Origin of the sequence: Serratia sp. 2723, assembly GCF_050434425.1 — a bacterium.
GTDB lineage: Bacteria > Pseudomonadota > Gammaproteobacteria > Enterobacterales > Enterobacteriaceae > Chania.
The window spans coordinates 57,560-71,557 of record NZ_JBNDIN010000018.1; the positions used below are offsets into that span (position 1 = coordinate 57,560).

A 13,998-nucleotide genomic window follows, 5' to 3' on the forward strand; every position below is an offset into this window, starting at 1 on the left:
GTATCGCTATTGAGTCGCTTCTTTATGCGCTACAGGTTTCTACCCCACTTCGCATACAGAGTTAATATGAAGCGTCCACAAACTTTTAAACGTGCGTTACTACACCCACGCTACTGGCTGACCTGGTTTGGCCTGGCTGTCCTGTTCCTGCTGGTTCAGCTGCCCTATCCCGTGCTGCACAAGCTCGGTGGGTGGATGGGCCGCACCTCTATGCGCTTCCTCAAACGCCGCGTGTCGATCACCCGCCGCAACCTTGAACTGTGCTTCCCGGAGATGGATGAAGCACAGCGCGAACGTCAAATTATCGGTAACTTCGAATCTCTCGGCATGGGCCTGCTGGAAACCGGCATGGCCTGGTTCTGGTCAGATAAACGCGTGAAACGCTGGTTCAACGTGAGCGGCATCAACCACCTGAAACAGGCCCAGCAAAATGGCCGTGGCGTGCTGGTGATTGGGGTGCATTTCATGTCGCTGGAGTTGGGTGGCCGGGCAATGGGCCTATGTCAGCCGATGATGGCCATGTATCGTCCACACAACAACAAGGCGATGGAGTGGGCACAAACCAAAGGCCGCATGCGCTCCAACAAAGCCATGCTCGATCGCAAAGATCTGCGCGGCATGGTGCAAGCCCTGAAGCGCGGCGAAGCCGTATGGTTCGCTCCCGACCAGGATTACGGCCCACGGGGTAGCGTATTTGCCCCGCTGTTTGCCGTCGATCAGGCCGCCACCACCAGCGGTACCTTTATGCTGGCCCGCATGGCCAAACCGGCGCTGGTGCCGGTGGTGCTGATCCGCCGCCCGAAAGGCTGTGGCTACGATCTGCTGATCCAACCGGCGTTAGAAGACTACCCAATCGACGATGAAGTGGCCGCTGCCGCCTACATGAATAAAGTGGTAGAAAAAGAGATCATGCGCGCTCCAGAGCAATATCTGTGGCTGCATCGCCGCTTCAAAACGCGCCCTACGGGTTCGCCTTCACTGTATTAAATTCGCTTTCAGGGGGGCCACTTCTGGTCCCCCCTCTCGAACACGCAGAAAAATTCAGGTCACAATCGCCTGCTATACTTCGGCTAATACTCACTAAAAATCCCTAAACAACCGCTGATTTACTCTTCCGGCCAACGCAAGAGACAGCATGCCCCTTATTAAGCCGGATGGAAAAAATATGCAGCGGAAATCCTTCCAGAGTATGGTTCCCGGCCTGATGAACCTGCTCGCTTACGAGCGCAGCTGGTTGAAACCTGATATCCGTGCTGGCCTCTCGGTGGCGGCAGTAGCATTACCGGTGGCAATTGCCTACGCCGAGTTGGCTGGCGTGAGCGCCATCGTCGGGCTTTACTCCTGTATTCTACCAATGATCGCCTACGCCATTTTTGGCTCATCGCGTCAGCTTATCGTCGGGCCTGATGCCGCCACCTGCGCCGTCATCGCCGCGGTAGTCACCCCGCTAGCGGCTGGCCGTACCGAGCTGCACTGGCAATTGACCATCGTGATGACCCTGATGATGGGAAGCTGGTGCCTGATTGCCAGCCGCTTCAAACTGGGAGCCATTGCAGACCTGCTGTCACGCCCGATCCTCAATGGGTTGCTCAACGGCGTGGCGCTTACGATTATCGTCAATCAGATCAGCAAGATATTCGGGTTTGCCTCGCCCTCCAGCGAGCTGATTGAACGCATTTACGCACTGCCGGCTAACTTGCTCAACAGCCATTGGCCCACGGTGCTTATGTCGCTGCTGACGCTGCTGATCCTGCTTGGCGTCCACTATGCCCGGCCTAACTGGCCCGCCCCGCTGTTCGCCGTGGTGCTGACGACGGCGTTGACCTGGGCAGTGAATTTGCCGCATTTTGGCATTGAAACGGTTGGGGGCTATACCGGTGGCGGTTTGCCCATGGTGTCATGGCCAGATTTTAAACCCGGGCTGCTGCGCGATCTGGTGATCCCGGCGCTCAACCTGGCCGTAGTCAGCTTTGTCAGCATGATGCTGACCACCAGGAGCTTTGCGGCAAAAAATGGCTACGAAGTTGACGCCGACAGTGAGTTTCGTGCGCTGGGGCTGGTGAATATCGTCTCCGGACTTTCGCAGGGATTCGCCATCAGCGGTGCCAACTCCCGTACCGCCGTTAACGATGCCAACGGCGGCAAAAGCCAGCTGGTCTCGGTGATTGCCGCGCTGGCGATCGCTTTGGTGGTAGCGTTTTTTAGCGAGCCGCTGCAGTTTATCCCCATCCCGGTGCTCGGCGTGGTGCTGATTTACGCCTCTTGGTCACTGCTGGATATGCGCAGCATTTTCCGGCTGCGCAAGCGCAATCGCGCCGCATTCTATCTGGCGCTGTTTACTTTCTTGAGCGTGCTGCTGGTGGGGATCATTCCCGGTATTGGGTTGGCGGTGCTGCTGGGCCTGCTGCAGTTTCTACAGACGGTTTTCCGGCCTACCGAGCAGCTACTGGGGGTCAATGCAGAAGGTATGATCCATTCGATGGGCAAGAGCAACGGGGTCCAGCCGGTCGATGGCGTCATTATGTACCGCTTTAATTCGCCGTTGACCTATTTTAACGTCGCCTATTTCAAGCGGCGGATCGCCACTCTGGTGGATTCCTCACCCGGCCAGCCACGTTGGGTGGTGATTGACGCGGTAGCCAGCTTCACCCATGCGGATATTAGCGTGTTGGCCGCTATCGAGGAGTTGAAGCGGGATCTGCAACTGCGGGGTATCGGCCTGGTACTCGCAGGCCGACGTACCGAGCTGACTCGCTGGTTTCGTCTGGATCGCTCCGGCAGCAATGAGCATAAATTGATCCTGGTTCCCGACCTGTATCTGGCGTTGAAGCTGATCCAAAGCAAGGAGAGTAAAACGCAAGGGGCTCAAGATGCCGAAGCCTTGGCTGAGTAAGATGAGGGCCGCATAGCGGCCCCCGTAAAGATGTGGTTAACCTTCTCGCTCAACCAGCAAGGCTTCCAGCAGATCGAGATCGTGCAGCAGTTTTTGCAGCGTCTCATTGCTGATTTTTTGCGTGGCGCGCAGGTGATAAAGCTCACCACGCTCCGCCCGCAAAGCGGTCAATCGGAAACGCCGCTCGAGGTTTTCCAACGCCAGCGCATTTTCGATATCGTCTTTACTGGCAATACGCCGCCGCAACATCCCGGTCACCCTGGAACTGACCTCTTTCAGCAGCTGCGGATCGAGGTTTTCCTCGGTGTCTGCTGCCAGCCGTTCTTCCATCTTATTGATGCTCTCAATCGCCACCTCGGCAGCCATGGCAATCGCCATGCGTTCTTCGATCTTGCTGACGCTCTTGTCTGCAACATGCACCCCGCGCAGCAATAACGGCAACGCCAGTACGCCAACGATCAGTGACAGCAGGATCACCCCGGCGGCGATAAACACCAGCTGATAGCGCGCCGGGAAGGCGGTGCCATCGCTAAGTAACAGCGGGATAGAGAGCACACCGGCCAGCGTAATCGCCCCACGCACGCCGGCGAAAGAAGCGACCCACAGCTCACGCATGCTGTAATCGCCAAACTGTAGAGGGCGCTTTTTCATAAAGCGATTACTGGCCTTTTTCATCACCCACAGCCAGCTGAAGCGCAGCACCAACAGCGCGGCATAGATAATCGCCACGTCGGTGAACAGATACCAGGTCTCGATAGTCGGATCCAGTTCCGCCTGCACAATCGAGGTTTCCAGGATCCCCGGCAACTGCAGCCCCAGCATGATGAACACCATGCCGTTGAACACAAACTCCAGCATCGCCCAGACGCTGTTAGCGCGCAAACGCATGGCCAATGGTGCGTTACGGATCACGCCAGACTGGCTGATGGTCATCCCCGCCGCGACGGCAGCCAGAATGCCGGACACGCCGATATGTTCGGCGATCAGATAGGAGGCGAAAGGTAACAGCAGCAGCAACACAATCTGCGTGGCCGGATCGTCTCCGCTCCAACGGCTCATCACGCGCAGCGATTTACTGTAGGTCCAGGTCACCGCCACACCGGCCAGCAGCCCACCAATCGCCACCTTCAGGAACTCCATAGTGGCACCACCGACGGTAAACACCATGGTCCCCATCGCCACCGCGATGGCAAACTTCAGCGATACCAGGCCGGAAGCGTCATTCATCAACGCCTCGCCTTCCAGCACACCCATGATGCTTCTTGGGATGCGTCCTTTACCGACGATACCGCCCAGTGCCACGGCATCGGTTGGTGACAATACTGCCGCCAGCGCAAACGCGGCGACCAGCGGGATCCCTGGCACCATCAGATAAATGAGATAACCCACACCGACAACGGTGATCAACACCAGCACCAAGGCCAACCCCAGAATTTCACGCCCGTGGTGCAAGAATTCACGCGTAGGCGTTTTCCATCCGTCGGCAAACAGCAACGGCGGAATAAACAGCACTAAAAACAGTTCGGGGTCAAAATCAACATGCAGTCCGAAGTGCGGCCAGGCCAGCAAGGCCCCAATGGCGATCTGCATCAAGGGTAACGGGATCTGGAACGGCAACATACGTGTTACCACCCCAGACAGGGAGACCACCAGGATCAAAATGAGGATTGTAAAAAAGATTTCCATGCTTTCCTTAGACTCTTGAGTTCGTATCACCAAAGCGCGGGTAAAAGTATCCGGATAGTAGATCACTTTTTTGGGTACGGATAAAGCTTGTTGTGCCTTTCAAAGCGCATCGCAAAAAATAAAGAGAATAGTCTTAAGGAGTTGAACAACGGGGCCGGAGGACGACCCCGTTGAGGAGAGGCTTAAATTGCCCAACCGCCAGCATAGAACGCCACCAGCGCCACCGCAATTAACACGGTACCGATGTTCAGCCTGCGCCATTCGCCAGAGAACACGCGGCCAATCACCAGCGAGCTGAAGCCCAGCATGATGCCGGTCACGATGTTACAGGTCAGCACGATAAACACCGCGCACAGCAAACCGGCCATAGCGTCAACAAAGTCGTCGAAATCCAGCTTGGTGACGTTGCTCAGCATCAGCAGGCCAACATACATCAGAGCTGGAGCGGTAGCGTACACCGGTACCAGATAGGACAGCGGCGACAGGAACAGGATCAGCAGGAACAACAGCCCTACCACGGTAGCCGTCAGGCCGGTTTTACCGCCCGCCGCCGTACCCGCGGCAGATTCGATATAAACTGCGGCAGGAGCAGCCCCAACCAGCCCGGAGAAGATGCTGCTCAGGGAATCAGAGGTCAGCGCTTTGCCACCGTTAATAATCTGGCCATCTTTATCCAGCAGATTGGCCTGCCCGGCCACCGCACGGATGGTGCCCGTGGCGTCGAATACCGCAGTCATTACCAATGCCAACACGCTTGGCAACACCACCGGTTGTAAGGCCCCCATGATATCCAGGCTGAAGATCAGCGATTTACCATCTGGCCCCGCCAAACTAGGCATGGCGAACAGCCCTTGATATTTCACCGCCGGATCAAAAATCAGGCCGATAACCGAAATGGCGATAATCACCAGCAAGATGCCACCAGGTACGCGCAGCTTTTCCAGGCCGAAGATCACCGCCAACCCGATTAACGTCATCACCACCGGAAACGAGGTAAAGGCCCCCAGCGCTACCGGCAAGCCATCCAACGGATTTTTCACCACCAGGCCGACACCGTTAGCCGCGATCAGCAGCAGGAACAGACCGATACCTATACCGGTGCCGTGTGCCACTCCCATTGGCAGATTACGCAGGATCCAGGAGCGGATACCCGTAATCGAGATGATGGTAAACAGGATCCCCATCAGGAATACGGCGCCCAGCGCCACGGGAATGCTGATGTGCTGGCCCAGCACCAGACTAAAGGCGGTGAACGCCGTCAGTGAAATGGCGCAGCCAATCGCCATCGGCAGGTTGGCCCACAATCCCATCAGCAACGATCCCAAACCGGCAACCAGGCAGGTGGCAACGAATACCGCAGTCGGTGGAAAACCGGCTTTACCCAGCATGCTGGGAACCACGATCACCGAGTAGACCATCGCCAGGAAGGTGGTTAATCCTGCCACCACTTCCTGACGCACATTGGTACCCCGTGCTGTAAGTTTAAAATACGCATCAAGCCCGCCTTTGGGTGTCACGGCGTTATTTGCTTGAGAATTCGACATGTTGCTGTCCCCTGTTTTTCATTGCTGCCAGCCTGGATGAAATGGCTTGTTATCCCACTGATGCATGGTCATTACGAAACCGTTTCCGTCACGTTCGCTTCCTTACCCTTCAGGAACGCGGCAACAGACGCCGTGTAAAAGGCAAACGTTTAACTCTCATCGCATGCAGCGGGTGATTTATGGTGGTCTTGTCCCCAAAAAACCCAAACGCTACTGGGAGGGATTTTCAAGGCAAACGATTATCTAGCCTTCTATGCCGTCTGATCAACTAAAGATCGCGACAATTTATGCGAAAACGCATTGGCAACGCGCATTGTTGAAGATGTGAGGTTTATCACATTACGGTCTGAAGGGGAGAGTTCGCCCCAACAGCTTGGGGCGGACAAGATTATTGCGACTGCATCGCCTGCTCATCCATGTACATCAACTCCCAGATATGACCATCCAAATCCTGGAAGCCATGACCATACATAGTGCCGTAATCCTGTGGTTGATTATAAGTATTGCCTCCGGCGGCAATGGCTTTGCGTACCAACGCATCTACCGCAACACGGCTGGGTTGCGACAGGCAAATCAGCACTTCCGTCGCTTTATTGGCATCGCTGACGGGATTGGGGGTAAACAGTTGGAATTTCTCGTGAGTCAGCAACATCACGTAAATACTCTCACTCACGACCATGCAGGCGGCAGTGTCATCGGTAAACTGCGGGTTGAAGATAAACCCCAGTTTGCGGAAGAACTCGATAGAAGCGGGCAAATTGCTGACGGGCAGGTTAACAAAAATTTGCGTAGCCATGGGCTACCTCCTATGAAAGTGACCCTATCGAGTATAGTTCAAGCCTTCATCCCAGCACGCTAAACGGCCCACCCTGTTCCAGAGCCCGCTGATACGCAGGACGCGCGTGAATACGTTGCAGATAGTCTTGCAGTTTCGGACACCCCTCCAGCCCGCCTCGCCCAGCTAGCGCCTCCACCGGGAAACTCATCTGGATATCCGCTGCACTGAATTCATTACCCACAAACCAGGTGTTTTTATTCAGGTGTTGCTCCAGATAATCGCGATGCGTCGCAATCTGCTTATCCAGATACTCTTTCTGTACCCCTTTACCTATCGCCCCGGCAACCGGGCGTATCACCCATGGGATCGGCGGGTGTCCTAAACGGCTAAACACCAGTTTCATTACCAGCAGCGGCATCAACGATCCTTCGGCATAGTGCAACCAATAGCGATACTCTTGGCGGGCGTGGAAATCCGTGGGAATGAATAACCCTTGTGCGTCATAGGCTTCCTGCAGGTATTCGATAATGGCGCCCGACTCCGCCAGCGTCAGATCGCCGTCTACCACTACCGGCGATTTGCCCAATGGGTGGATTTTTTTCAATTCGGGCGGTGCCAACATGGTGATTTTATCGCGTTGATAACGCAGAACCTGATAGGGAACACCGAGCTCCTCCAGAAACCACAAGATGCGCTGTGACCGCGAGTTGTTCAGGTGATGCACGATAATCATGGATTCTCTCCCTCGACAGCCCCGACCCGTTGCCACACCAACTCGCCAATCTGCACGCTGTTACCCAGCTGCAACGGCACGGTGCGTAATGTGAGTTTATCGTCAATGAAACTGTAGAAGCGGATCTGCTGGCTACCCAACCAATTGGGGAATGAACTGCCCTCGACCTGATGAATGACGCACTGTTTATCTTCATCAATCCGGTAGCGGCCAAAGTAACAAAGCATATTCACAAAGGCGGAGCGGATCTCTCGATCGTTGCCCTGGGCCAAATCCTCCGAGGCAAACCTTGGCCGCATTGCGCTATAGAGCTGCGTCGCCATGGTGCCATTGACCTCATAGTTGAGCCGTCCCAGCACCTGCTCGCCCAAAGGGTGATGTATTGCCCCATCCTCCCCTTTGAATACGGAAGAAACCAGCGCCCAACTGCCAATAAACCGATTCATTGTCATCACACTCACTCCCTAAAACGCCCAAGTTTAAAGGTAGTTGTGATTTCAACTATCGCCACCCCACTCATTAGTTCAGTTTATTTGATGTAGATACTCAAAACTCTCCGATTTTCCATTCCCTCTGAGTGGCCTATCATTCAACACATCGAGAGACAACGGCCTCTCACCTAACAAAGCCCCTGAGGATTGAATCATGAAAAGCATCAAAATTTTTGCTACCGCTGTATTGTTAACTTCCGTATCTTTCACCAGCATTGCCGCTGACCAGGTCACCAACCAGCCAGCCGCCGACGCACAAAAAATCGGTGTGGTTTCGGTAAGCGGTGCCAGCAACCTGAGCGCCCTGGAAGCCGAACTGGCAAGCAAAGCCGCCGCATCCGGTGCCAACTCTTACCGCATCGTTTCCGCCGGTGGCCAGAACAAACTGTACGGCACCGCAGAAATCTTCAACTAATCGTCAGATTACGAGCCCCGCAAGGGGCTTTTCGCGCTTTAACCGGTAGTAAAAACCGGAACAACCAGACTACTCTATAATGTAACCCATCCCCGCCAGCCAACCGGCACATGGCCCATTTTGGCAATCCCCTGCCTGCGTTTTCCCAGATACTGCAGTTGCTATTTATCACCATCACAACTTTTGGAGAGATATCATGTCGGTAACCCAACTTCTGTCAGGCCGAGTGGCTTTTGTCCAGGGTGGTTCACGCGGTATCGGTGCAGCCATCGTTAAGCGCTTGGCACGTGAAGGCGCAACCGTCGCTTTCACCTACGTTTCCTCCCCCGATAAAGCCGATGAGGTGGTTGAAGCTATTACGACCGCTGGCGGTCAAGCCATTGCCATCCGTGCAGACAGTGCCGACGCTGAGGCTTTGCAACTGGCGATACGCCAGACGGTAAACAGCTTCGGCAAGCTGGATATTCTGGTGAACAACGCGGGCGTGCTGGCAATGGGTAGTCTGGAGGAGTTGTCGTTAGCAGATCTGGATCGCACGCTGGCCGTTAACGTCCGCAGCGTATTTGTCGCCAGCCAGGAGGCCGCGCGCCATATGAACGACAACGGTCGCATTATCAATATCGGCAGCACCAACGCCGAACGCATGCCGTTTGCCGGTGGGGCGATCTACGCCATGAGCAAGTCGGCGTTGGTCGGTTTAACCAAGGGCATGGCTCGCGATTTGGGCTCACGTGGTATTACGGTCAATAACGTACAGCCCGGCCCGGTGGATACCGATATGAACCCCGCTGACAGCGATTTTTCCGAACAGCTCAAACCGATGATGGCCGTTGGCCGCTATGGCAAGGATGAGGAGATCGCCAGCTTTGTCGCTTATCTGGCGGGACCAGAGGCGGGCTATATCACCGGTGCCAGCCTGACGATTGACGGTGGCTTCTCGGCGTAATGCCTTCTAAAGCAAAAAAGCCCCAAAAGGGGCTTTTCGTTTTGAATCTGAGGGCAATCAGAACGGAATGTCGTCGTCAAAATCCATTGGTGGTTCGTTGCTGGCCGCAGGCGCGCTGTTTTGCGCTGGGCGAGCCTGCTGCTGTTGACCACCGCTGAACTGGTTGCCACCCTGTGGCTGCTGAGGTTGACCCCAACCGCCCTGCTGGCCACCCGCCGGAGCGCCGCCGCCTGCTGGAGCACCACCACCTTGGCGGCCACCCAACATCTGCATGGTGCCACCCACGTTGACCACGATTTCGGTGGTGTATTTCTCTACGCCCGCCTGATCGGTCCATTTACGGGTCTGCAATGCACCCTCGATATAAACCTGGGAACCTTTACGCAGGTATTCACCCGCCACTTCTGCCAGCTTGCCGAACAACACCACGCGGTGCCATTCCGTTTTTTCTTTCTGCTCGCCAGTAGCCTTGTCACGCCAGCTTTCGGAGGTCGCCAGGGTAATGTTGGCAACTGCGCCGCCATTAGGCATGTAACGGACCTCAGGGTCTTGACCCAGATTCCCGACCAAAATTACTTTGTTTACGCCTCTGCTGGCCATGTTCGATCTCCCGATGAGTCATTTAAGTGGATTCAGACCACATTTTGGATAGTCTAAACCACAAATTGTAGCATGCCACCTGCTTAGATTATACCTGCGAAGTGCCTTCCAAAAATGTCCCACCAATCGACCTTGTTGCATTCGTATACTGGATATTCATTCAGGTTTTTTTGTGCCATAATTATGCGTTTCGTACTGGCCGAGCCGTTTTTTTGCGCAATAGATCACATAATCGCCCACAAAAGAACGCAGACAGGCGCGGTGTATCATCAAGACGGGAAGTGTAAATGGACAATATCGAAGTTCGTGGTGCTCGAACCCACAATCTCAAAAACATCAACCTGATTATCCCGCGCGACAAGCTGATCGTCGTCACCGGTCTGTCGGGGTCAGGCAAGTCCTCACTGGCTTTTGATACACTGTATGCCGAGGGGCAGCGGCGCTACGTTGAGTCGCTCTCTGCCTACGCTCGCCAGTTTCTTTCGCTGATGGAAAAACCGGATGTCGACCATATTGAAGGTCTTTCCCCGGCGATCTCCATTGAGCAGAAATCGACCTCGCATAACCCGCGCTCCACGGTCGGGACCATCACCGAGATCCACGATTACCTGCGCCTGCTGTTTGCCCGCGTCGGCGAGCCGCGTTGCCCGGATCACCACGTTCCGCTGGCGGCACAAACCGTCAGCCAGATGGTGGATAACGTGCTCAACCAACCGGAAGGCAAACGCCTGATGCTGTTGGCACCGGTGGTGAAAGATCGTAAGGGTGAACACACCAAAACGCTGGAAAACCTGGCAACCCAGGGCTATATCCGCGCGCGTATCGACGGTGAGGTGTGCGATCTCTCCGATCCGCCAAAGCTGGAACTGCAAAAGAAACACACCATTGAAGTGGTGGTGGATCGTTTCAAAGTGCGTGACGATCTGGCACAGCGTCTGGCCGAGTCGTTTGAAACCGCCTTGGAACTGTCTGGTGGTACCGCCGTCGTCGCCGATATGGATGACGAAAAGGCCGATGAGCTGCTGTTCTCCGCCAACTTTGCCTGCCCCATCTGCGGCTACAGCATGCGCGAGCTGGAACCCCGGCTGTTCTCGTTCAACAACCCGGCCGGTGCCTGTCCAACCTGTGATGGATTAGGCGTGCAGCAGTTCTTCGATCCTGAACGTGTAGTGCAGAACCCCGAGCTTTCCCTGGCCGGTGGTGCTATCCGCGGTTGGGACCGCCGTAACTTCTATTATTTCCAGATGCTGCGTTCGTTGGCCGAACACTATAGCTTTGATGTGGAAGCCCCGTTCAGCAGCCTGGATGCCAACGTGCAGAAAGCGGTACTGAGCGGTTCGGGCAAAGAGTCGATCGAATTCAAATACATCAACGATCGCGGTGACACCACCGTGCGCCGCCATCCGTTTGAAGGCGTGCTGCATAATATGGAGCGCCGCTACAAAGAAACCGAATCCAGCGCGGTGCGTGAAGAGCTGGCCAAATTTATCAGCAACCGTCCTTGCGCCTCGTGCCGTGGTACCCGCCTGCGTGAAGAAGCCCGTAACGTGTTCGTGGAAGATACTACGCTGCCGGAGATCTCCGAGCTCAGCATCGGCCATGCCATGACCTTCTTCCAGAATATGAAGCTGAGCGGCCAACGTGCCCAGATTGCCGAGAAGGTGTTGAAAGAGATCGGCGATCGTCTGAAATTCCTGGTTAACGTCGGGCTGAACTACCTTTCACTGTCACGTTCTGCGGAAACGCTGTCCGGCGGTGAAGCCCAGCGTATTCGTCTGGCAAGCCAGATCGGTGCTGGCCTGGTAGGCGTGATGTACGTGCTGGATGAACCTTCCATTGGCCTGCACCAGCGCGATAACGAACGCCTGCTGGAAACCCTGATCCACCTGCGTAACCTGGGTAATACGGTGATCGTGGTAGAACACGATGAAGACGCGATCCGCGCGGCCGACCACGTGATCGATATCGGCCCTGGTGCCGGTGTTCACGGCGGCCAGGTGGTAGCGGAAGGCACCGTCGATGACATCATGGCCCAACCGGATTCACTGACCGGCCAGTTCCTTAGCGGCAAGCGCTCAATCGCCATTCCGGCCGAACGCGTGCCTGCGGATCCGAGCAAGGTGCTGAAACTCAGCGGCGCACGCGGCAACAACCTGAAAGACGTGACGCTCACGCTGCCTGTCGGGCTGTTTACCTGCATTACCGGCGTTTCCGGCTCCGGCAAGTCAACGCTGATCAACGATACGCTGTTCCCGATCGCCCAACGCCAGCTCAACGGTGCAACCATTGCCGAAGCTGCCCCTTACCGCGAAGTGACCGGTCTGGAACATTTCGACAAGGTGATCGATATCGATCAGAGCCCAATTGGCCGTACGCCACGCTCTAACCCGGCCACCTATACCGGGATCTTCACCCCGGTGCGTGAACTGTTTGCCGGGGTACCTGAATCCCGTACCCGTGGCTATACGCCGGGCCGCTTCAGCTTTAACGTCAAGGGCGGCCGCTGCGAAGCCTGCCAGGGCGACGGCGTGATCAAGGTAGAGATGCACTTCCTGCCGGATATCTATGTGCCTTGCGATCAATGCAAAGGCAAACGCTATAACCGCGAAACGCTGGAAGTGAAGTACAAGGGCAAAAGCATCCACGAAGTGCTGGAAATGACCATTGAGGAAGCCCGTGACTTCTTCGATGCGGTACCAGCCTTGGCACGTAAGCTGCAAACGTTGATGGAGGTAGGGCTTTCCTATATCCGTCTCGGGCAGTCGGCCACCACCCTTTCCGGTGGTGAAGCGCAGCGTGTGAAACTGGCGCGTGAGTTGTCGAAACGGGGTACTGGCCAGACGCTGTATATTCTTGATGAACCCACCACCGGTCTGCACTTCGCCGATATCCAGCAGTTGCTGGCGGTGCTGCATCAGTTACGCGATCAGGGCAACACCATCGTGGTGATTGAACACAACCTGGACGTCATCAAGACGGCGGACTGGATCGTTGATCTGGGGCCGGAAGGCGGCAGCGGTGGCGGTGAGATCCTGGTGTCCGGCACGCCGGAAACCGTGGCGAACTGTAAAGAATCCCATACCGCGCGGTTCCTGAAACCGATGTTGCAGAGATAAAACCGTGGCCAACATGCCGAACACCTAAGCTCGGCATGTTGGCCGTTATCACGGCGCAACCAGGGGACAGCAATAAGTTTCCACCTTAGAAAGGCAGGAGCGGATTTGGGGTTTTAACTATCACCCGCAAAACTCGGCATTATTTATCTGAGACTAACATCTGCTCATATTAGCCAGGTTACCCTCCCCATGCCTGCACCTGCTTCAATTCAAATTCGGCTTCGGCTAATTTTCTCTGTCGTTTAGCAATTTTGCTCGGTTTGCCTTTGAGCTGTGCTTCATGCAACTCTTGTTTTCTTTTTTCTACCTTTCGTTGCTTCTTGGCAATTTGATGTTGGCGATCAAATTCAAACGGTCGAGCGGCTGGCACATAATCGTATCTATTATAGCCATTTTCGTAGCCACTGTAACAATAGGTCCGTACATTGGCCAAGGCCCGATTCAGCCCTTCAATACGATGGACATTGCCATAACGTGTGGCGTACTCGAGCTGCTCTCGCAGTTTTTGTTCTTTTATTGCACAATTTGGCGCAGCTAATGATAATGAGGAATAAACGAGCAGCGGCAGTACCAAAAGTATTGAATGATGCGGTTTCATAATTAAATTTCCTTTTAGTGGGTTCCCCCACGGATCCCTTATCCTTATTTGCCCTTAAGCAGATTAATATAGACGCATTAATAACACAGTCATAATTTAAATTCCAATAAGAACTCTCTTAATTACCGAGCCCGTACTATTGCAAATAAATTATCACCTTTTTTATCAACTTTTAAATCATCACCAATTAATCGGAAA

The 13,998-nt window shown here is 54.9% G+C and carries 12 protein-coding genes; 5 read left to right on the top strand and 7 right to left on the bottom strand.

All coding sequences use genetic code 11. The features are described 5' to 3' along the window. The first annotated feature begins 66 nt into the window (after positions 1-66). Positions 67-987 carry a kdo(2)-lipid IV(A) palmitoleoyltransferase gene (lpxP, locus tag ABIE29_RS21320; RefSeq protein ID WP_024483954.1) on the top strand — a complete coding sequence of 307 codons (921 nt, stop codon included), beginning with the start codon at positions 67-69 and terminating at the stop codon, positions 985-987. 178 nt (positions 988-1,165) lie between these two features. Further along, positions 1,166-2,893, top strand: a complete 1,728-nt coding sequence (locus ABIE29_RS21325; RefSeq protein WP_429621079.1) for a SulP family inorganic anion transporter — start codon at positions 1,166-1,168, stop codon at positions 2,891-2,893. Between the two features lie 36 nt (positions 2,894-2,929). Here the strand turns inward: ABIE29_RS21325 and ABIE29_RS21330 are convergent, their stop codons facing one another. The 5 genes from ABIE29_RS21330 to ABIE29_RS21350 all read right to left on the bottom strand — a co-directional run bounded on the left by ABIE29_RS21330 (position 2,930) and on the right by ABIE29_RS21350 (position 8,086). After that, complete coding sequence (locus ABIE29_RS21330) at positions 2,930-4,579, bottom strand: Na+/H+ antiporter (protein WP_429621081.1); 1,650 nt, start codon at positions 4,577-4,579, stop codon at positions 2,930-2,932. A 182-nt stretch (positions 4,580-4,761) separates the two neighbouring features. Then, positions 4,762-6,123 (bottom strand): NCS2 family permease, encoded by a 1,362-nt coding sequence (locus ABIE29_RS21335; RefSeq protein WP_024527991.1) that lies wholly within the window; start codon positions 6,121-6,123, stop codon positions 4,762-4,764. 388 nt (positions 6,124-6,511) lie between these two features. Then, positions 6,512-6,919, bottom strand: a complete 408-nt coding sequence (locus ABIE29_RS21340) for a VOC family protein (RefSeq protein ID WP_429621084.1) — start codon at positions 6,917-6,919, stop codon at positions 6,512-6,514. 46 nt (positions 6,920-6,965) lie between these two features. Then, positions 6,966-7,634 carry a glutathione S-transferase family protein gene (locus ABIE29_RS21345; RefSeq protein ID WP_429621086.1) on the bottom strand — a complete coding sequence of 223 codons (669 nt, stop codon included), beginning with the start codon at positions 7,632-7,634 and terminating at the stop codon, positions 6,966-6,968. Then, the gene (locus ABIE29_RS21350) at positions 7,631-8,086 is read right to left on the bottom strand and encodes a lipocalin-like domain-containing protein (RefSeq protein WP_429621088.1); all 456 of its coding nucleotides are present in this window, start codon (positions 8,084-8,086) and stop codon (positions 7,631-7,633) included. Before ABIE29_RS21350 ends, ABIE29_RS21345 begins: the two co-directional genes overlap by 4 nt. A 193-nt stretch (positions 8,087-8,279) precedes the next feature. Between ABIE29_RS21350 and bhsA the strand changes: the two genes are divergently transcribed. Together bhsA and ABIE29_RS21360 are read left to right on the top strand one after the other, a co-directional pair. After that, a complete protein-coding gene (bhsA, locus tag ABIE29_RS21355; protein ID WP_429621090.1) occupies positions 8,280-8,540 on the top strand; it encodes a multiple stress resistance protein BhsA in 261 nt (86 codons plus the stop codon). Positions 8,541-8,736: 196 nt separating this feature from the next. Next, positions 8,737-9,486: a 3-oxoacyl-ACP reductase family protein gene (locus ABIE29_RS21360; RefSeq protein WP_429621092.1), complete on the top strand. Its 750-nt coding sequence runs from the start codon at positions 8,737-8,739 to the stop codon at positions 9,484-9,486. 57 nt (positions 9,487-9,543) lie between these two features. Here ABIE29_RS21360 and ssb1 read toward each other — a convergent pair whose 3' ends face one another. After that, positions 9,544-10,086, bottom strand: a complete 543-nt coding sequence (ssb1, locus tag ABIE29_RS21365) for a single-stranded DNA-binding protein SSB1 (RefSeq protein WP_024483970.1) — start codon at positions 10,084-10,086, stop codon at positions 9,544-9,546. Between the two features lie 287 nt (positions 10,087-10,373). Here ssb1 and uvrA point away from each other — a divergent pair, with 287 nt between their 5' ends. Further along, positions 10,374-13,202 carry an excinuclease ABC subunit UvrA gene (gene uvrA, locus ABIE29_RS21370; RefSeq protein WP_429621095.1) on the top strand — a complete coding sequence of 943 codons (2,829 nt, stop codon included), beginning with the start codon at positions 10,374-10,376 and terminating at the stop codon, positions 13,200-13,202. Positions 13,203-13,380: 178 nt separating this feature from the next. Here the strand turns inward: uvrA and ABIE29_RS21375 are convergent, their stop codons facing one another. Continuing rightward, the gene (locus ABIE29_RS21375) at positions 13,381-13,800 is read right to left on the bottom strand and encodes a DUF1090 domain-containing protein (RefSeq protein WP_429621097.1); all 420 of its coding nucleotides are present in this window, start codon (positions 13,798-13,800) and stop codon (positions 13,381-13,383) included. Positions 13,801-13,998 lie beyond the last annotated feature (198 nt).